This window comes from Citrobacter sp. Cpo071 (assembly GCF_030332765.1).
GTDB classification, from domain to species: domain Bacteria; phylum Pseudomonadota; class Gammaproteobacteria; order Enterobacterales; family Enterobacteriaceae; genus Citrobacter; species Citrobacter portucalensis.
Genome location: NZ_JAOWHE010000076.1, coordinates 46,484 through 65,166 on the forward strand (window position 1 = coordinate 46,484; position 18,683 = coordinate 65,166).

The 18,683-nt window shown below is 52.5% G+C and carries 20 protein-coding genes and 1 other annotated feature; of the genes, 6 read left to right on the top strand and 14 right to left on the bottom strand.

What is annotated here, in order from left to right:
- Positions 1-8: 8 nt before the first annotated feature.
- From OGY09_RS08475 to rbsK, 3 genes are read right to left on the bottom strand one after another with little or no spacing between them, the layout of a single operon-like run.
- The gene (locus OGY09_RS08475) at positions 9-1,022 is read right to left on the bottom strand and encodes an aldose 1-epimerase family protein (RefSeq protein WP_032945437.1); all 1,014 of its coding nucleotides are present in this window, start codon (positions 1,020-1,022) and stop codon (positions 9-11) included.
- Positions 1,023-1,033: 11 nt separating this feature from the next.
- Positions 1,034-2,350, bottom strand: coding sequence for an L-fucose:H+ symporter permease (gene fucP, locus OGY09_RS08480; RefSeq protein ID WP_003827126.1), 1,317 nt, complete (start codon positions 2,348-2,350; stop codon positions 1,034-1,036).
- 27 nt (positions 2,351-2,377) lie between these two features.
- A complete protein-coding gene (rbsK, locus tag OGY09_RS08485; RefSeq protein ID WP_003827124.1) occupies positions 2,378-3,298 on the bottom strand; it encodes a ribokinase in 921 nt (306 codons plus the stop codon).
- Between the two features lie 324 nt (positions 3,299-3,622).
- Here rbsK and OGY09_RS08490 point away from each other — a divergent pair, with 324 nt between their 5' ends.
- Complete coding sequence (locus OGY09_RS08490; protein ID WP_003827122.1) at positions 3,623-4,408, top strand: DeoR family transcriptional regulator; 786 nt, start codon at positions 3,623-3,625, stop codon at positions 4,406-4,408.
- A 1-nt stretch (position 4,409) separates the two neighbouring features.
- Here OGY09_RS08490 and ilvN read toward each other — a convergent pair whose 3' ends face one another.
- The 3 genes from ilvN to ivbL all read right to left on the bottom strand — a co-directional run bounded on the left by ilvN (position 4,410) and on the right by ivbL (position 6,598).
- The gene (ilvN, locus tag OGY09_RS08495) at positions 4,410-4,700 is read right to left on the bottom strand and encodes an acetolactate synthase small subunit (protein ID WP_003023914.1); all 291 of its coding nucleotides are present in this window, start codon (positions 4,698-4,700) and stop codon (positions 4,410-4,412) included.
- A 3-nt stretch (positions 4,701-4,703) separates the two neighbouring features.
- Entirely contained in the window at positions 4,704-6,392 is a 1,689-nt protein-coding gene (gene ilvB, locus OGY09_RS08500) for an acetolactate synthase large subunit (RefSeq protein ID WP_032945438.1), read from the bottom strand.
- Between the two features lie 107 nt (positions 6,393-6,499).
- Positions 6,500-6,598: an ilvB operon leader peptide IvbL gene (ivbL, locus tag OGY09_RS08505; protein ID WP_003827118.1), complete on the bottom strand. Its 99-nt coding sequence runs from the start codon at positions 6,596-6,598 to the stop codon at positions 6,500-6,502.
- Positions 6,599-7,120: 522 nt separating this feature from the next.
- Here ivbL and tisB point away from each other — a divergent pair.
- From tisB to emrD, 3 genes are all read left to right on the top strand, one after another.
- Entirely contained in the window at positions 7,121-7,210 is a 90-nt protein-coding gene (gene tisB / locus OGY09_RS08510) for a type I toxin-antitoxin system toxin TisB (RefSeq protein ID WP_003023909.1), read from the top strand.
- Positions 7,211-7,333: 123 nt separating this feature from the next.
- Positions 7,334-8,167 (top strand): EamA family transporter, encoded by an 834-nt coding sequence (locus tag OGY09_RS08515; protein WP_020996046.1) that lies wholly within the window; start codon positions 7,334-7,336, stop codon positions 8,165-8,167.
- A gap of 191 nt (positions 8,168-8,358) precedes the next feature.
- Positions 8,359-9,543, top strand: coding sequence for a multidrug efflux MFS transporter EmrD (gene emrD / locus OGY09_RS08520; protein WP_032934162.1), 1,185 nt, complete (start codon positions 8,359-8,361; stop codon positions 9,541-9,543).
- Here emrD and OGY09_RS08525 read toward each other — a convergent pair.
- Positions 9,470-10,552: a cellulase family glycosylhydrolase gene (locus tag OGY09_RS08525; RefSeq protein ID WP_032945440.1), complete on the bottom strand. Its 1,083-nt coding sequence runs from the start codon at positions 10,550-10,552 to the stop codon at positions 9,470-9,472. The genes emrD and OGY09_RS08525 overlap by 74 nt on opposite strands.
- Before the next feature lie 78 nt (positions 10,553-10,630).
- Positions 10,631-11,557, bottom strand: a complete 927-nt coding sequence (gene dsdC, locus OGY09_RS08530; protein ID WP_003827110.1) for a DNA-binding transcriptional regulator DsdC — start codon at positions 11,555-11,557, stop codon at positions 10,631-10,633.
- 229 nt (positions 11,558-11,786) lie between these two features.
- On the opposite strand from dsdC, the gene dsdX reads away from it, so the two are divergent.
- On the top strand, positions 11,787-13,124 hold the full coding sequence (gene dsdX, locus OGY09_RS08535; RefSeq protein WP_032945441.1) for a D-serine transporter DsdX: 1,338 nt from the start codon (positions 11,787-11,789) through the stop codon (positions 13,122-13,124).
- 17 nt (positions 13,125-13,141) lie between these two features.
- The gene (dsdA, locus tag OGY09_RS08540; RefSeq protein WP_003827105.1) at positions 13,142-14,464 is read left to right on the top strand and encodes a D-serine ammonia-lyase; all 1,323 of its coding nucleotides are present in this window, start codon (positions 13,142-13,144) and stop codon (positions 14,462-14,464) included.
- A 12-nt stretch (positions 14,465-14,476) separates the two neighbouring features.
- Here dsdA and OGY09_RS08545 read toward each other — a convergent pair whose 3' ends face one another.
- From OGY09_RS08545 to ibpA, 6 genes are all read right to left on the bottom strand, one after another.
- Positions 14,477-14,989: a radical SAM protein gene (locus OGY09_RS08545; protein WP_050592555.1), complete on the bottom strand. Its 513-nt coding sequence runs from the start codon at positions 14,987-14,989 to the stop codon at positions 14,477-14,479.
- A gap of 14 nt (positions 14,990-15,003) precedes the next feature.
- On the bottom strand, positions 15,004-15,366 hold the full coding sequence (locus OGY09_RS08550; protein WP_032945444.1) for a DUF202 domain-containing protein: 363 nt from the start codon (positions 15,364-15,366) through the stop codon (positions 15,004-15,006).
- Positions 15,356-15,703, bottom strand: a complete 348-nt coding sequence (locus OGY09_RS08555; protein WP_003023888.1) for a YidH family protein — start codon at positions 15,701-15,703, stop codon at positions 15,356-15,358. Before OGY09_RS08555 ends, OGY09_RS08550 begins: the two co-directional genes overlap by 11 nt.
- Before the next feature lie 185 nt (positions 15,704-15,888).
- The gene (locus tag OGY09_RS08560; protein ID WP_032945446.1) at positions 15,889-17,550 is read right to left on the bottom strand and encodes a putative transporter; all 1,662 of its coding nucleotides are present in this window, start codon (positions 17,548-17,550) and stop codon (positions 15,889-15,891) included.
- A gap of 123 nt (positions 17,551-17,673) precedes the next feature.
- On the bottom strand, positions 17,674-18,102 hold the full coding sequence (ibpB, locus tag OGY09_RS08565) for a small heat shock chaperone IbpB (RefSeq protein ID WP_003827096.1): 429 nt from the start codon (positions 18,100-18,102) through the stop codon (positions 17,674-17,676).
- A 92-nt stretch (positions 18,103-18,194) separates the two neighbouring features.
- Complete coding sequence (gene ibpA / locus OGY09_RS08570) at positions 18,195-18,608, bottom strand: small heat shock chaperone IbpA (RefSeq protein WP_003023882.1); 414 nt, start codon at positions 18,606-18,608, stop codon at positions 18,195-18,197.
- Positions 18,602-18,674: a sequence feature (ROSE (Repression Of Heat Shock gene Expression) occurs in the 5'-region of heat shock genes and acts as an RNA thermometer to modulate expression.), on the bottom strand. Its footprint overlaps the gene before it by 7 nt.
- Positions 18,675-18,683: the final 9 nt, after the last annotated feature.

Genomic DNA, 18,683 nt, shown 5'->3' on the forward strand with positions numbered 1-18,683 from the left:
TTGAGCGATCAGGCTATGCCAGTTGTGACTGTAAATGTCCGGGTGTGCTGCGGTTCTATTTCAATCAAGGTGCCATTGCGTTGTGCTGCCAGGAATCCTTCAGGTCGACAGGTTGCAGGCAAGGCGAATGCCGCAACCTGCTGATCGCCGTTATAGAGGATCCAACGCGTCACATAATTCAGCTCCGTGCTGGAGAAACGCGTAACGAACGTGGTGCCATCAGGCGCGATCATGCTAAATTCTGGCTTATCAGTGTACCTGTCCAATTGGTCAGCAAAGAAGACAATTTCCGGATCGTAAAAATGGGGTTCATTGAGCCGCGCCAGAGAAGCCTCGCCCTGTACAATCCGCTGATTAAACGCCAGCCACTGCTCAGTCGGCTTAACATGCGCGGGTATCGACTCACGCAGCTTCATGGCCTCATCCGGAATATTCTGGCTGAAGGTGGCTTCCGGTACGTAGGCATAGTTCATATGGCACATGTACTGCAACGGCATTGCCACTGAGGCGAGGTTGGTAACCGCCATCTGAATATCAAACAGCGCGCTCGCTTTGTGCATTACCACCGCAGGATGCGCCTGATAATGATGACCGAACCCCATCACATACTCATAGCGTCCACCCACGCGCAAATTCTCACCCTCCAGCTCCAGCCAAGCTTCATCCATCGCGGCACAAGCCATTTCACCGTGCAAAGGATGTGAATCCTCTGGTGATGGGCAGCCATTTGCCAACAGACCTGAGTGGAAGGCAAAACAGCCGTAGGTCGCCACCACTTCCGCCGCCGGTTTCGGCTGACTGAACATGTTACGCATGGTCAGGTCATGGCCATCAAACTGAGCATCCCAGATCATCTGCCCCATCCAGGGCAGAATAACCAGATGTCCACGACTGTTTTCTACCTTCAGCCCTTCCACTCCGCTGGCGTAACGAAATGCGGTAACCGTGAAGTCGTTATTCTTCAGTAAGATTCGCGGATGCTCTGCAAAGAGTTCTCGCCACAGCGTTATACGTGTTGTCATGATCGCTCTCCTCAGGAAACTGTCGCTTCAGCCAGGTTGTTGCGCACTTTGCTTTCACGCCAGAAGTAGATACCGACGTACACGAAGCACAGCATGGAAACCAGGAACGAAAGTTGCAATGAATGGAACATATCGGCCACATAGCCCTGAATCGCCGGAACCACCGCCGCGCCGACAATCGCCATGACAATGACGGCACCCGCCATTTCGGTATGCTCGTTATCCACGGTATCAAGCGTACCCGCATAGATTGTCGCCCAGCAGGGTCCAAACAGGACACTCACCAGCACTGCGACATACACAGCGCTGAAGCTTGGCGCCAGTGCAACATAGACGAGGAACAGCGCACCAATAATGGAATAGAGAATCAGCACTTTTTCCGGATTGAAGCGCGTCATCAAAATGTTGGCGATAAACTTGCCGATAAAGAAGCAGGCGAAGCTATAGACCATGAAGGTTGAGGCGTCTCGCTCGTTGATATCACCTAATTCCAGTGCCAGACGGATGGTGAATGACCACACCGCGACCTGCATCCCCACATAAAGAAATTGCGCCACAATTCCACGACGGAAACGGGCATTGCTGGCCAGATAACGCAGTGTATCCATCGCTGACGGGCGTTTATGACTCGTGGTTTGCGCGACTTTACAGGTCGGGAAGCGAGTCAGCAGGAATAACACCATCACCACAACCAGTACCATAATCATGTACTTGTATGGCTCAAGGGTATTTTCCAGCATCAACACTTTAAAGTTATGGATCTGCTCAGCGTTCATCCCGGCCATCTGTTTTTCCAGGCTTTCACCTTCAGAGAAGACCAGATATTTACCTAGCAGAATGCCAGCAGCCGCACCAATAGGATAAAAAGTCTGACTGATGTTCAGGCGTAAAGTGGCATACGCTTTTGGGCCGATCATTGAGCTGTAGGTGTTGGCTGCTGTTTCCAGGAAGCTCAGACCAATCGCAATCGCGAAAATCGCCGCAAGGAACATGGTGTAGGTGGCCATGTGCGATGCCGGGAAAAAGAGCGTACACCCAACGATATAAAGGGTCAGCCCCATTAATATGGCGACTTTATAACTGGTCTTTTTAATCACCAGAGATGCTGGAATCGCAATTAAAAAATAACCGCCATAAAAGGCACTCTGAACTAATGCCGAGGCAAAGTTGCTGAGTGAAAATACGCTTTTGAATTGCGTAATCAGAATATCATTTAATGCGGCTGCGCATCCCCATAACGGGAATAAACAGGATAACAAAATAAACTGGAACAGAGGGGTCTTATTCAAATAGCCGTCAGGCATCTGAATGATGTTTTTATCGTTCATAGTGCTACCTTTTACAGTGCAGGAGTATTATTCGTTTAAGGTAAGAAACTCATTAAATTGTTCGATGCTTGGATAAGATGATTGAGTGCCTTTCCCGGTAACGCTGAAAGCAGCGAAGAGAGCGGCTTTTTTCATGGCGGCTTCCACATCACCGCTTTGAACGTAATAGTGAGCAAAACAACCGATGAAAGCATCGCCTGCGCCACTGGTATCGACAGCGTTCACTTTAAACGCTGGAACATGGACTTCCTGGTCACGCGTCATCCACAGCGCACCTTTCTCACCCATGGTGACGATAATATTGTTCAGACCTTTATCAACCAGAGAACGTGCCGCTGCGCGAATATGGTCATAAGTATCTACTGGCATACCGGTTAATATTTCCAGCTCGGTTTCATTCGGCACAAAAAAATCACATTTACAGGCATAAGACATATCTAATTCCCGTAATGCAGGGGCGGGATTTAGTAACACTTCAATACCGTGTTTTTTGCCAAATTCAATCGCGTGATAAACGGTTTCCAGCTGCACCTCCAGTTGCAGGACAATAAGCTGACATTTTTTCAGATCTTCCGCCGCACGATCGATATCTTCCGGGGAGAGAAATTTGTTCGCTCCTTTAATAATCAGAATACTGTTGCTGGAGTTCGCATTAACAAAGATCGGTGCGACACCGCTGCTGGTGCAGGGTACCTTTTCGACATAGGTAGTATTAATTCCCCAGGATTCGAGATTGCGAATAGTGTTATCCGCAAAAATATCATCACCGACTTTTGTCAGCATCAGCACTTTGGAATTGAGCTTAGCGGCCGCAACGGCCTGATTTGCGCCTTTGCCCCCGCAGCCAATTTTGAACGCCGGCGCTTCCAGCGTTTCCCCTTCTTTGGGCATCTGGTTGATGTAGGTGATGAGATCCACCATGTTGGAGCCAATAACCGCGATATCCATTTTACTACCTCTCAGAAACAATCACACAACAATGATATTAAAATAACATTATCATGTTACTTTCGTATCATTTGTGACTAGGATCGCGATTGGAAGATCATTTTATTGTTTATTTATTGCACTAAACGTTACACCCACATCACAATACAAATGATGAAGTTGCTTACAATTGACTGAAAATTAACTGGATATAATCAATAAAACGTGAAAAAACACGCTTTTATTTCCGGATAGTCAGACGTATAGTAATGTGGCAATGTCATGTTCTCAGAAACACAAAAATGTTACTGAAGGAACATGGGAACATGATTCGTGGAGAAGCACATGGAAACTAAGCAAAAAGAACGTATTCGACGTCTGATGGAATTGTTGAAGAAGACCGACCGAATCCATCTGAAAGAGGCGGCACGAATGCTGGAAGTTTCCGTGATGACTATTCGTCGGGATCTCAGTCAGGATGACGAACCGTTACCACTCACGCTGCTCGGTGGTTACATTGTGATGGTGAACAAACCTGCTGCCATCGTTAACGCGCCACTCCCCGCGCAAAAACAGTATCACCGCGACGATTTACCGGTTGCCATTCTGGCTGCGGGACTGGTGAGTGAAAATGATCTGGTCTTTTTTGATAATGGTGCGGAAATGCCGTTGGTGGTCAGCATGATCCCGGACGATATTTCCTTTACCGGGATTTGCTACTCGCACCGGGTGTTCGTAGCGCTAAATGAAAAGCCCAACGCCACAGCGATTCTTTGCGGGGGGACCTACCGGGCGAAAAGTGACGCCTTTTACGACACCAGCAATCCCTCCCCGCTGGATGCACTCAACCCACGGAAAGTCTTTATCTCCGCCAGCGGAGTCCATGAGCATTTCGGCGTTAGCTGGTTCAATCCGGACGATCTGGCCACAAAACGCAAAGCGATGGAACGCGGATTACGCAAAATTCTGCTGACGCGGCACGCCCTGTTCGATGAGGTCGCCCCCGCCAGCATTGGTCCACTCTCCACCTTTGACGTACTGATAAGCGACCGTCCGTTACCGGCAGATTACGCAACCCACTGCCGGAACGGCTCTGTCAAAGTGATCACCCCAGATTCAGACGGCGACTAACTCACTCAAAGAACACGGTAATTTTGTTAAACATCGACGGATCGGACTGGTTGCGGGCCACTTTCACCACATCTTCCAGCTTGTCGATCTGGCTTATCATCTGCTCAAGACGTTGATCGTCGTTGACCAGTAGCCAGATGCGGCTCTTATCGCTGTCCTGAATCGGTAGACAGAGAATGCCTTCTACGTTGAACGCGCGGCGGGCGAACAGCCCGCAAACGTGAGTCATTACGCCCGGATGGTTGCGTACGGTGAGTTCCAGGATTACGTTGTCATGTGTCTGCTGTTGCATGGCTTATTCCCCCACCATTTCTGTGTTTGCCGCACCCGGCGGCACCATCGGGTACACTTTCTGTTCGGCATCGATGCGCACGTGGATCAGCGCAGGCCCAGGGCGATTAATAATCTCCTGCAACGCTGCCTGTGGGTCCGCTTCGTTATTCAGATCGCAGGTTTCGAGACCAAACCCGGCGGCTATCTGCATAAAGTTAATCATCCCCGGATAGGTCGCGGCAAAAACACCCTGCTTATAGAACAGACTCTGCTGCTGATATACAAGACCCAACGCTTCGTTATTCATCAGGATGATTTTAATATCCAGCTGATTTTCGCTGGCTGTCGCCATTTCCTGAATATTCATCATCAGGCTGCCGTCGCCGGAGAAGCACAGCACTTTTTTGTCTGGATTGGCCAGCGCTGCACCAATTGCCGCTGGCAGGCCAAAGCCCATAGTTCCCAGACCGCCGGAGGTCAGCCACTGACGCGGACGGTTCAGCGGATAAGCCTGTGCCGCCCACATCTGATGCTGGCCTACGTCGGTGGTGATAATGGCGCTATCGTCTACGCAGGCAGCCACGGCGTTGATCAATCCATAGTGGCTGAGCGGGTCGCTTTCCTGCGGAATAGTGCAAGGGAATTCACGTTGTAAATCGGCCACCGTCTGATGCCACGACTCTCGCGGCTGCGCGTCAATTAATGGGATCAATTGTGCCAGAACCTCATCGACATCCGCCTGAATCGCCACGTGCGGTTGTTTGATTTTACCCAGCTCCGCGCGGTCGATATCCACGTGAATGATTTTGGCGTTCGGGCAGAACTGCTCCGTTTTACCAATCGCCCGGTCATCAAAACGTGCGCCCAGAACAATCAATAAATCCGCTTCTTGCAGAATAAAGTTAGTGCTACGCGCGCCGTGCATGCCCAGCATGCCTAACGACAGCGGATGCGCTTTCGGCAACATACCGAGCGCCATTAAGGTCATAGTGGTGGGCAGCATCGCTTTTTCCGCCAGTTCACGTACGCGCTCAGGTGCGTTAATCACGCCGCCGCCGAGGTACAGCACCGGACGCTGTGCGGCGTTAATCATGGCTGCGGCATCGCGAATGCTGTCCTGGCTGAACGCTGGTGCCTCCATTTTCTGTGCAGGCTCCGGCATCTCTTCAATGTCAAAAACGGCGGTTTGAATATCCTTAGGAATGTCTATCCACACCGGGCCTGGACGTCCGGACTGTGCAATGCGGAACGCATCGCTCATGACCTGCGGTAATTCACTGATATGGCGGACCAGATAGTTGTGCTTAGTGATGGGGATAGAGATGCCGTAGGTGTCGACTTCCTGGAAGGCGTCGGTGCCAATCATTGAGGCCGGAACCTGCCCGGTGATACACACCAGCGGGATGGAATCCAGACGCGCATCGGCAATGGCGGTCACCAGATTGGTTGCGCCCGGTCCGCTGCAGGCCATACAGACGGCGGGTTTGCCATCGGTTCTCGCCATTCCCTGAGCGATAAACCCTGCTCCTTGCTCGTGGCGCGCCAGGATATGACGGATTTGCGTGCTTTGACTTAAGGCGTCATAGACGGGAAGAATCGATCCGCCGGGAATACCGGTAACAACCTGAATTCCCTGGCGTTCCAGGAAATGAACGATGAATTCTGCGCCCGTAAAACGCGTACGCTTGGATGTTATGCCCGAACTTGCCATGCTCCAGTCCTTTTATTCTGGGCCTTTGCTCCGGGCAGGTCTCTGAAACGAAAAACCCCGCCCGGTTTGCGCCGGCGGGGTTTTGGAATCGTGTGTTGATTCGGACCCTACGGCGCATTGCCGACGACCACCACCACACGCACGACGACCGCTGCGCGAGATGGCGCAGTTTTTAGTAGGGTCGCAGTCAGCATGGAAGGGTTCATTAGGGACCTGTCTGTTTGTTGATTAACTGGATTTATACAAACACAGGTTTTTCAGCGTGACAATGGAAAAATTTTCATCTGCATAAAAATGCGTCAACGATCACATTTCGTTGTGCATTGCTGAAAAACAAAAAACCCCGCCGGAGCGAGGTTTTTTTCAATGCTGTGCGGTTGGTAGCCGCCGAACACACTGTGTTATGTCAACGAAAAAAGTATACGCGTTCTGCGAAGAACACGCAATTTCGGCACGAATTTTGATGGTTTTGAGTATGGAACATGAATAGCGTAACGTCCATAAAATACTGTTAATTTATACAGTATTTATCTATAATGTCTCGGTACGCAATGTGTTATGCGGGGGCCGCATCGTAAACCGGCGCATCAAAGTCCTGGCTGAAACGGGTGGTGCCGTCAGCGCCTTAACCCCCGTGTGAGCACACTGTGTTATGTCAACAAAGGTGCTGGCAACAGGCAGCGGCGAGGTACGTCAGCACCGTGCTCCTTGTACCAAAAGGAGAGCGTATGAGCCTCGTGGATATCGCTATTCTTATCCTCAAACTCATTGTTGCAGCACTGCAACTACTTGATGCTGTTCTGAAATACGTTAAGTAATTCGGATTCAAGTCGCACCTAAGGGGGGCGGGTAACACTCCGCTCCCCTTTCACCTTCTCCCTGGTGCTTGTGTCGCGCCAATATGTTACGTTTTTATGACATTCTCAGGGAAGAATTCCACCATGACGCTTTCTGTTTTCTGCATTTTGCTGTTCGCCGCGCTGCTGCATGCCAGCTGGAATGCCATTGTTAAAGCTGGAAACGATAAACTGTACTCAGCGATCGGTGTCAGCGGTTCTGCTGCAATTATGGCATTGATTTGCTTACCCTTTGCGCCGCAACCTTCCGCCGCCAGCCTGCCGTTTTTAGCCGTCTCAACTGCGTTGCAAATTGTATATACCGTCCTGGTCGCCAAAACCTATCAGGTTTCGGATATGAGCCAGACCTATCCGTTAATGCGCGGCACAGCGCCACTACTGGTCGCAATTATCAGCGTCCTGTTTCTTGGCGATAGCCTCTCTGTTCTAGCCTGGGTGGGGATTGCCACGATCTGTCTGGCGATCCTCGGCATGGCGTTTAACGGACGCAGCAGCTCGCAACGCGGGATCGTGCTGGCGCTCATTAACGCCTGCTTTATCGCCGGATATACGCTGGTTGATGGCACCGGCGTACGTTTATCTGAAACCGCGCTGGGTTATACGCTGTGGACCTTCTTTCTGAACGGCTCCTGCCTGCTGGGCTGGGCGATGATTGCCCGACGCCGGGAAGCGTCACGTTATCTGGTACAACAGTGGAAAAAAGGTATTCTTGGCGGGATTGGCACAATGGGTTCTTACGGTCTGGCGCTGTGGGCCATGACTCAGGCTCCGTTGGCGGTAGTCGCTGCGCTGCGTGAAACTTCCATCCTGTTTGGCGCGCTGCTCGCGTGGCTGCTACTGAAAGAGAAGGTTGCCGGAATACGTCTCGTTGCGGCTGGAGGCATTGCCATAGGCGCAGTTTTGCTACGCTTATCATGACCTCTGTAAACCCGATGCAATTCGGCAACATTTGTTGCCGCTTTTTGTTTACATTTCCTGCCGTTCATCGTTTAAACATTCCAGCCCACTATCTGGCCTTCTTTTTCTGTTGTGGTAGATTCCACGCGCATTTACGGGAAAGTGCAGCACCTTATTCTTATTTTTTCACTTTTTGAAAAGTAATCAGCGAAATGAAAAGGCATAGAAGCGTCAATTTGTTGTTGATGTTGGTATTACTGGTGGCGGTAGGTCAGATGGCGCAAACCATTTATATCCCCGCGATTGCTGATATGGCGCGTGAACTGAACGTTCGCGAAGGGGCGGTGCAAAGCGTGATGGCCGCCTATCTGTTGACCTACGGCCTGTCACAACTGATTTACGGCCCACTTTCCGATCGCGTTGGCCGCCGCCCGGTGATCCTCGCCGGGATGTCCATTTTTATGCTGGCTACGCTGGTCGCCATAACCACCCACAGCCTGACGGTATTGATTATCGCCAGCGCAATACAGGGGATGGGAACGGGCGTCGGCGGTGTGATGGCGCGAACGTTACCGCGCGATTTGTATGAAGGCACGCAGTTACGCCACGCTAATAGCCTGTTAAACATGGGGATTCTGGTCAGCCCACTGCTGGCACCATTGATTGGCGGTATGCTGGATACCCTGTGGAACTGGCGTGCCTGTTACATCTTCCTGCTGGTGCTGTGCGCAGGCGTTACGTTTAGCATGGCGCGCTGGATGCCGGAAACGCGCCCCGCAGGTGCGCCGCGTCCACGGCTTATCGCCAGCTACAAAACGCTGTTTGGCAACAGCTCTTTCACCTGTTACGTGCTGATGCTGATCGGCGGCCTGGCGGGCGTTGCGGTCTTCGAAGCCTGTTCCGGGGTGTTGTTAGGCGCGCGTCTCGGCTTAAGCAGCATGGTGGTCAGTATCCTGTTTATTCTGCCCATTCCGGCGGCGTTTTTTGGTGCCTGGTTCGCCGGTCGCCCGAATAAGCGTTTCTCGACGCTAATGTGGCAGTCAGTTATCTGCTGTCTGGTCGCCGGTTTGATGATGTGGATCCCTGGTCTGTTCGACGTGATGAACGTCTGGACGCTGCTGGTTCCCGCCGCACTGTTTTTCTTCGGCGCCGGGATGCTGTTTCCGCTGGCAACCAGCGGCGCAATGGAGCCTTTCCCGTTCCTGGCCGGTACTGCTGGTGCGCTGGTTGGTGGATTACAGAACATTGGTTCCGGCGTGCTGGCGTGGTTCTCTGCCATGCTGCCGCAGACCGGGCAAGCCAGTCTGGGCCTGCTGATGACCCTTATGGGGCTGTTGATTTTTGTTTGCTGGCTTCCGCTGGCGTCACGCGTGTCGCATCAGGGACAGGCGGTTTAAGCGTATGATGGCCCGGCTTCTCGCCGGGCTTTTCACACTCAGGGGCAATCATGGTATTCAACAACGGCTCCAGCGCCGGTCTCCATGCCCCTTCCTCACCATCATAGAACTGCGTATCCGCATTAATAGCATAGGGAATTTTCGCTTTCTTCAGCTCGCAAGCCATAAAGCGGGCAAACGCCATTTGCGAGGCAGAAGGCGCATTCCTGATGGTTTCTCCCGGCGACCAGCCTCCTACCCAACTAACATGACCGGTTTTCTGCTGCCAGTGAATGGCGGTATTGATACGGGCGCGAATGGCGGCCTTTTCTGCCGCTGTCCCTGAGGTCCACGGGTATTTACCGTTATTTTTCAGCGGCCCCCACGGGAAAATATGCCATTGGGCCAGCACGGTATTCTGACTTTGCGGCGGCAACTTTAGGTTGGGCAAATCTTCCGGAGCGGCATGCAGTTTCGGCGCGATAAATATCATTCGCTGTGGATCGATGGCATGGATGGTACGGATGGTTTTGTCATACACCCTATTGAGCGACGCCTGATTATGGTTGAGCTTATCGGCAGGTTCATAAATCAGGTCGAAACCCAGCAACGGCGAACTTTGACCAAAGTAATGCGCCACTGCCACCCACCAGTTAACCACCTCTTTTTCGTTACTGGCACTGGGGTCTTTTTTATACTCGTCAGCCTGATAGGCGATTATCGGGATCACGCCATACTGCTCGCAGGCTTCCACCAGCTTGCGCAGATGAATGAGCCGCGCCTCCGTAGGCTCACCCGCCACGCGAATGCGCACGTGGGTCAACCCTTTCGCCTTATAATCCCTCACCACCAGCGGATCGAATTCACGGATGCCCCGATCGGTACGCGCCCAATCTACGTCCATCCCAACCCCAAGCTGCTGCACATACTGCGCCGCCGTCAACGCAGGTTGCGCGGCACACACGGTGGCGCTGGCCAACAGTAAAAGGGAAACAATCGGCTTTAACACGGTCGTCCTTACGCAAATCATCAGGAGTGATATCACGTATTTAGCACGCTTTTTCACTTTCAGTGTAGAGCGAAAGCGTAAAAAATATTCGCGACCCGCTTATTTAACCTGCTCCTGTAGCCAGCCAATAAACGCCTCGATTTTCGGCCACTGCCTGCCGGGCAGCGTGGTGATGTAGTAATGCTGATGACATTTCAGCGCCATATCGCCAAAAGGCGCAATCAACTCTCCGCTGTCGAGGCGTTTTTGCACCAGCCGTTTTCGGCCCATCGCCACGCCGATATGGTTCATTGCCGCAATTACTGCTAAATCCGAACGATCAAAACCAATCCCCGACGATGTCGGCAAATTCGCCGCAAAATGCTGCGCCCAACTGTGCCACTCATCGGTCCCGGAATCGTTACTCCACGCCTGTCTGTCGTGCAGCAACGTACAGTGCGGCAAATTCACCAGCGAACCGGTAAGGTCATGGCGGCGGGCGTAGTCCGGGCTGCACACCGGCAGGATCTCTTCATCCATCAGGAAGTGATGCGTGAGTTGCGCGGAGGGTGCATCGTCAAAATAGATGGCGAGATCGATACCCGCACGCTGTAGATTGACGTTGTCGTTCCCGGTCAACATGGTTAGCGAAATTGACGGGTAGCGACGGGTAAAGTCGCCGAGCGCCGGAACCAGCCAGCACTGGGCGATAGAAGGCCGTGAGTAGACGGTGAGCGTCCCCGAGAGCTCCTGATTCTTAATATCAAGAATCTCCTGGTTAAGCGTGTCCAGTGACGACTTCAGCGCCCAAAATACCCGTTTGCCCTCATGAGTGAGTTCCACTTTGCGATGAGAACGAACAAATAATTGGATACCAAGCTCATCTTCAAGCTGATTTATGCGATGGCTGACGGCGCTGGGGCTCAATGACAGCTCGTCTGCCGCCAGCGCAAACGACTGATGCCGGGCCGCCACTTCAAAAGTATACAGCTTTGACAACTGCCAGCCGTTGAGCAGCCGGTTTCTGACTTCGCGTAGGGGATCCATTCTCACCTCCTTTCCTTCTGATTCATGCGCTGGAGTGTAAAAAAGTTCGCTGCAAAAATCAGCTCAAAGGTGAATCAGAGTGAACCATATCGCATAAACAAAGCGCAATTAGACATAAATCACTCATTTGATGCAATCTGGCTCATGTGAAGGGGGATTTATATCGTTTGTCAGACCATGCCTTATTTTTGTCCAATAACCCTATATTAATCACAGGGCAAGGTGAGTTATGCACTCTCAAATCTGGGTTGTGAGCACGCTGCTGATAAGCATCGTGTTAATCGTTTTGACCATCGTGAAGTTCAAATTCCACCCGTTTCTGGCGCTACTGTTAGCCAGCTTCTTCGTGGGTACGATGATGGGCATGGGGCCGTTGGATATGGTCAATGCCATTGAGAGTGGCATCGGCGGTACGCTGGGCTTCCTCGCCGCGGTTATCGGCCTTGGGACCATTCTGGGCAAAATGATGGAAGTGTCCGGCGCAGCCGAACGCATTGGCCTGACGCTGCAGCGCTGCCGCTGGCTATCCACCGACGTCATTATGGTTCTGGTTGGGCTGATTTGCGGGATCACGCTGTTTGTTGAAGTCGGCGTGGTGCTGTTGATTCCACTGGCCTTTTCAATTGCCAAGAAAACCAATACTTCATTACTGAAGCTGGCGATTCCGCTGTGTACGGCGCTGATGGCGGTGCACTGCGTGGTTCCACCGCATCCGGCAGCCCTGTTCGTGGCGAACAAGCTGGGCGCAGACATTGGCACCGTGATTGTCTACGGCTTACTGGTCGGCTTGATGGCCTCGCTGATCGGCGGTCCTCTGTACCTGAAATTCCTGGGTAACCGTCTGCCGTTTAAACCGGTTCCGGCTGAGTTTTCTGACCTTAAAGTGCGTGACGAAAGTACGCTACCGTCGCTGGGTGCTACGCTGTTTACCGTTCTGCTGCCGATTGGCCTGATGCTGGTAAAAACCGTCGCTGAGCTGAACATGGCGAAAGGCAGCACGGTATATACGCTGCTGGAGTTTATTGGTAACCCGATCACCGCGATGTTTATTGCCGTTTTCGTTGCCTATTACATTCTCGGCCTGCGTCAGCACATCGGTATGGGTACGTTGCTGACCCACACTGAAAACGGTTTTGGCTCCATCGCTAACATTCTGTTGATTATCGGCGCAGGCGGCGCGTTCAACGCTATCCTCAAGAGCAGTGGGCTGGCGGATACTCTTGCGCTGATCCTCTCGAACATGCATATGCACCCGATTCTGCTGGCGTGGCTGGTGGCGTTAATCCTGCATGCCGCGGTGGGTTCCGCCACGGTGGCAATGATGGGCGCCACGGCAATCGTTGCACCGATGCTGCCGCTCTATCCCAACGTCAGCCCGGAGATCATCGCCATTGCTATCGGTTCCGGCGCTATTGGCTGCACGATCGTTACCGATTCCCTCTTCTGGCTGGTGAAGCAATACTGCGGTGCCACCCTGAATGAAACGTTTAAATACTATACGACCGCGACATTTATCGCGTCCGTGATTGCACTGGCTTGCACATTCCTGCTTTCCTTTATTATCTAAGCGCAAAGAGACTGACTATGGAAAACATTCAAACACTTATCGCCCAGTATCCTTTAGTGGAAGATCTGGTTGCTCTCAAGGAGACAACCTGGTTTAACCCTGGCACCACCTCTCTTGCGGAAGGTTTACCGTATGTTGGCCTGACTGAACACGATGTTCAGGATGCTCACGCCCGTCTGACGCGCTTTGCGCCGTACCTGGCAAAGGCATTCCCGGAAACCGCGGCCACCGGCGGCATTATTGAATCTGAGCTGGCCGCGATTCCGGCCATGCAAAAGCGGCTGGAGAAAGAGTACGGGCAGCGCATCAATGGCGAAATTCTGCTGAAGAAAGACAGTCACCTGCCAATTTCTGGCTCGATTAAAGCCCGTGGTGGCATTTATGAAGTACTGACCCACGCGGAAAAACTGGCGCTGGAAGCCGGTCTGCTGACCACACAAGACGATTACAGCGTTCTGCTTTCGCCCGAATTCAAACAGTTCTTTAGCCAGTACAGCATCGCGGTAGGCTCCACCGGTAACCTCGGCATGTCGATTGGCATTATGAGCGCCCGTATCGGCTTTAAGGTGACGGTGCATATGTCGGCCGATGCCCGCGCATGGAAAAAAGCCAAACTGCGCAGCCACGGTGTGACGGTCGTGGAGTATGAAGAAGATTACGGCGTGGCGGTTGAACAAGGCCGTAAGGCGGCGGAGTCCGATCCAAACTGCTTCTTTATCGATGATGAAAATTCCCGCACGCTGTTTTTAGGCTATGCGGTGGCCGGACAGCGCTTAAAGGCGCAGTTTGCCCAGCAGGGGCGCGTGGTGGATGCAGACCATCCACTGTTTGTTTACCTGCCATGCGGCGTCGGCGGTGGCCCTGGCGGCGTGGCGTTTGGCCTGAAGCTGGCGTTTGGCGATAACGTGCACTGCTTCTTCGCAGAACCAACCCATTCACCGTGCATGCTGCTGGGGATTTATACCGGGTTGCACGATACGATTTCCGTGCAGGATATTGGCATCGACAACCTGACGGCGGCTGATGGGCTGGCTGTCGGCCGTGCGTCTGGCTTTGTTGGCCGGGCAATGGAACGTCTGCTCGACGGTCTGTACACCCTGGACGATCAGACGATGTACGATATGCTGGGCTGGCTGGCGCAGGAAGAAGGTATTCGCCTCGAACCGTCAGCGCTGGCAGGGATGGCCGGTCCGCAACACGTTTGCGCCTCTGCTGACTATCAGCACATGCACGGCTTCAGCGCGGATCAGCTCAATAACGCCACCCACCTGGTGTGGGCGACCGGCGGTGGAATGGTCCCGGAAGATGAAATGGCGCAGTATCTGGCCAAAGGACGTTAAATACCGCTGAGCTTAACGCAGCATCGCCATCAGCTCCATAGGTGAGCGATGCTGCTTAAGCAGGTCACGCATCACGCGCATATGCGGTGCGGTATGGCTGAAGAAAGCCTGATAGCCTGCACACAGCACGCCCTTTCCATTTTCCTCGCAGTACGCAGGACAATCACCGTGGTAATATTGAAACAATGAGCATGTCTGGCAACGCGTATTCATTGATGACATGGTCTGTCGTTCAATCTGTGCCGTCAGACCACACCACTGGCGAAGCGTTTTATCGAAAAGCTGGATAGATATCTGATTAATATCTTCACGTACCCAGATATCAAATATCGTAATTAAAAATCGGCCCCATGCCTCAGACGTAACCGATTCGTCTGTCAGATGACCTGAACCATCGTGCCTAACCAGCGGAATAAACTGTACCAGGCGAACATTTCCTTGTTGCAAACCACGGTACACTTCAACCGGTTGTAAACACTTCTGATGGTCAATCACCACGTTTAAAACATCATCACTAACATCCATGTTCTCACATCCTGTCATGCAAAATTCCCGATAAATACGATAAGTTGGCGAACATGCGTTACAGCAAACAGCATTGCGAGGGATAACACCGCGAGGGAGATCATAAATTTGTCACGCACCGCGCGAGATTCAGAAAAATCGCTATGACTCACATCCATCAGATTACGGCTGCGGGTGTAGCGCCAGAGGATAATCGCCACTATCGCCAGCACAACTACCGATATCCAGAACAACGCTCCCGCCTGGTGCCAGTTGTGCTTAATCGCCAGCGCCATTAACGCGCCATAGCCCAACAACGTGCGAAACCAGGCCAGTGAAGTCCGCTCCGGTTGTAACCCCGGGTCAGCGATGCGTCGGGATTTGCGGCTATCCGGCATACAGCACCAGCGTCATGACAATCACCGCCACAATAGTCAGCATGACGCTGATAATCAGCAGGCTGTGGGTGTAGGGCAAGTCCTCTTTCAGTCGCATCGCCTTTTCGTTACGTAGCCAGCGCAGGTAGCCGTAGATCGCCAGACCGCCGGCAAACAGACACAGCAACAAGGCAAGTGCCTCACGGATGACCGGCGTGGCAAAATCCGGGGCCAGTTGATCAAGGCCAACCCCCGCCGCCAGAAATCCGAGCGCGGTGCGGATCCACGCCAGAAAAGTACGCTCATTTGCCAGTGAGAAGCGATAATCCGGTGCTTCTCCAAGGCGAGAAATCTTCATGACAGCTCCTTAAATATTGTTGTCTGGTCGTTATACCGGAACAGTTAAGGAGTATGAACCTGATTCTCAAACGAGAGGGCGAGTCGGGTGATGAGACAATGGGAAAGAGAGAGGGTGTTTGTAATGCCGGATGGTGAGTTGCGTTTTATCCGGCCTACAGGAGATGCAGGCCGGATACGTCAGTTTTAACCTAATCCCCAGAAGAGCACCGCCAGCAGTTGCGGGGTGATAATCCTCAAGAACATGACCAGCGGATAAACGGTCGCGTAGGAGAGCGCTGCCGCCCCGCTGGTGGCATGCAGGTTATTAGCAAACGCCAGAGCCGGGGGATCGGTCATTGAGCCAGCCAACATGCCGCACAGCGTCAGATAGTTCATTTTGGCAAAGATTCGCGCCAGCAAGCCCACGGTAATGAGCGGAATCGCGGTAATGAAAATACCGTAACCCACCCAGCTCAGGCCATCTCCCTGTGTTAGGGTATCGACAAAATCACCGCCTGACTTCAGACCCACCACCGCAAGAAACAGCACGATACCCAACTCTCGCAACGCCAGGTTAGCGCTGGGAGGCATAAACCAGTACAGCTTACCGATGCTACCAATACGCCCCAGGATCAGGGCCATAATCAGCGGCCCGCCGGCCAACCCCAGTTTCAACGCCACCGGGAACCCCGGGATGAACAGCGGGATTGAACCCAGTAGAACACCCAGCCCGATACCGATAAATACCGGCAGCATCTGCACCTGCTGCAGTTTTTGCTGCGCGTTACCCACAACATTGGCAACGGCATCAATGGACGCGGGACGCCCCACCAGATTGAGGATATCCCCGAATTGCAGGCTGGCGTCACTGCTGGCTACCAGCTCAACACCCGCACGGTTCAGGCGGGAAATCACCACGTCGTAACGTTCTTTAAAGTGCAGGTCGCGGATACGTTTACCCAGCACCTGTTCGTTGGTCACCACCACGCGTTCGACGCGTAAATCGGTACCTCGCGTAGACAGCGATGTGTCTACCTCCTGCCCAATCACCACCTGCGCGTTATGCAGGTCAGCAGGCTGTCCGACCAGGTGTAGCAGGTCGCCCATCTGGATAACAGTCCCTGGCGACGGCACCATCAATGTCTCGTCACGTTTCAGACGCGAGCAGATGATTTTGTCGCTGTTCAGAATCGGGACATCCTGAATCGCCATATTGTTGATGTTTGGGTTTTCCACGCAGATGTTCATCGTCTGAATCAGTGCGTGCCCGTTGGTCAGCGTGGATTCATGCTGATGGGCTTCAGCATCGACGTTAACGCGGAAAATAAGGCGCATCAGCCACATGGTCAGTAAAATTCCGCAGATGCCGAAAGGATAAGCCATGGCATAGCTCATCCCCATCTGGTCAACCACATCGCCAGGCGTACCTAAATCGCGCAGAATTTGCTGCCCCGCACCTAACGCCGGGGTATTGGTGACCGCTCCAGAGAATATTCCCAGCACCACAGGGAGAGGAATGGCAAAAATCTTATGCAGGATCGCGGTGACCAGGCCCCCCATGATGACAATCAGCACAGCAAACAGATTCAGCCGCAGGCCCGAAACGCGCAGAGAAGCAAAAAAGCCCGGCCCCACCTGAATACCAATGGTGTAGACGAAAAGAATCAGGCCAAATTCCTGAATAAAATGCAGCATGTCGCCGCTCAGGGTCATCCCTGCCTGATCGACAAAATGCCCGACGATAATACCGCCGAACAGCACGCCTCCAATGCCAAAACCCACACCACGTATTTTTATGTTGCCGATCCATAACCCGACAACTGCCACCAATGCCAGAACGCTGACCGTCAATGCTATATCACTCATATCCTGTTCCCTGTGAATAACATCATTAAGTAAATGGATTCTCGCAGAGTACAGTCGCAATGTATGGGTGGTAAAGCACAAAAAAGCCCCGTCATTTCTGGCGGGGCAAAGGCATGGAGCTATTTAACTATCTAATGCAGGACGTTCGCTGATGGCGATACGTTGTGGAGCAATGGTTTCAGGTTCATTCCGGGTCAAATCAATATGCAGCAAGCCGTTAGTGAAGCTTGCGCCGGAGACCTCCATATTTTCAGCCAGCGTAAAGCTCAGGCTGAACGGCTGAGTGACCAGCCCCTGATGCAACCATTTGGTCTCTTTTTCCGGCTGCTGCGGCGTACCTTTCACGGTCAGGCGCGTGCCTTCCAGTTGAATATCCAGATCTTCCTGGCGGAAACCGGCTAACGCAAGGGTAATGCGGTAGTGGTTATCATCGCTCTTTTCGATGTTATAAGGCGGGAAGCTCTGGCTTTCACCGGTGTTTTGCAAGGCATTGGCCAGTTTGTCAAAACCGATCCATTGACGCAGCAGTGGGGATAAATCGTAGTTACGCATAATAATCTCCTTCTAAGAAGCGAGTAGGTACCTTTCGGCTCCCTGACGGCAAGCCGATGACTTAGCAAGGCCGCCTGAAGCGGCCTACAGAATTAGTTAATTTCGATGCGGCGCGGTTTGTTCGCTTCAGGAATCACGCGCTCAAGATCGATATACAGCAGACCATTTACCAGGTTTGCGCCGCGAACATGAATGTTCTCCGCTAACTGGAACTTGCGTTCAAAGTTGCGCTCGGCAATACCCTGATACAGGTAAGTACGTTCTTTTTGATCGTCCGCATGGGCGCCTTTTACCACCAGCAGATTGTCCTGGGCAGTAATTTCCAGTTCGCTTTCAGCAAAACCGGCAACGGCAATTGCAATGCGGTAATGGTTTTCGTCTACCAGCTCAACGTTGTACGGAGGGTAGCCTCCATTGCTCTGGCCCTGATTGTTTTCCAGCAGGTTAAACAGACGGTCAAAACCAATAGCAGAACGGTACAGCGGGGATAAATCAAAGTTACGCATAATCAATAGCTCCTGAAATCAGCGAGAATAATTGACCTTCCATCATGGACAGGTCAGGTAGCCAGGACACCCATC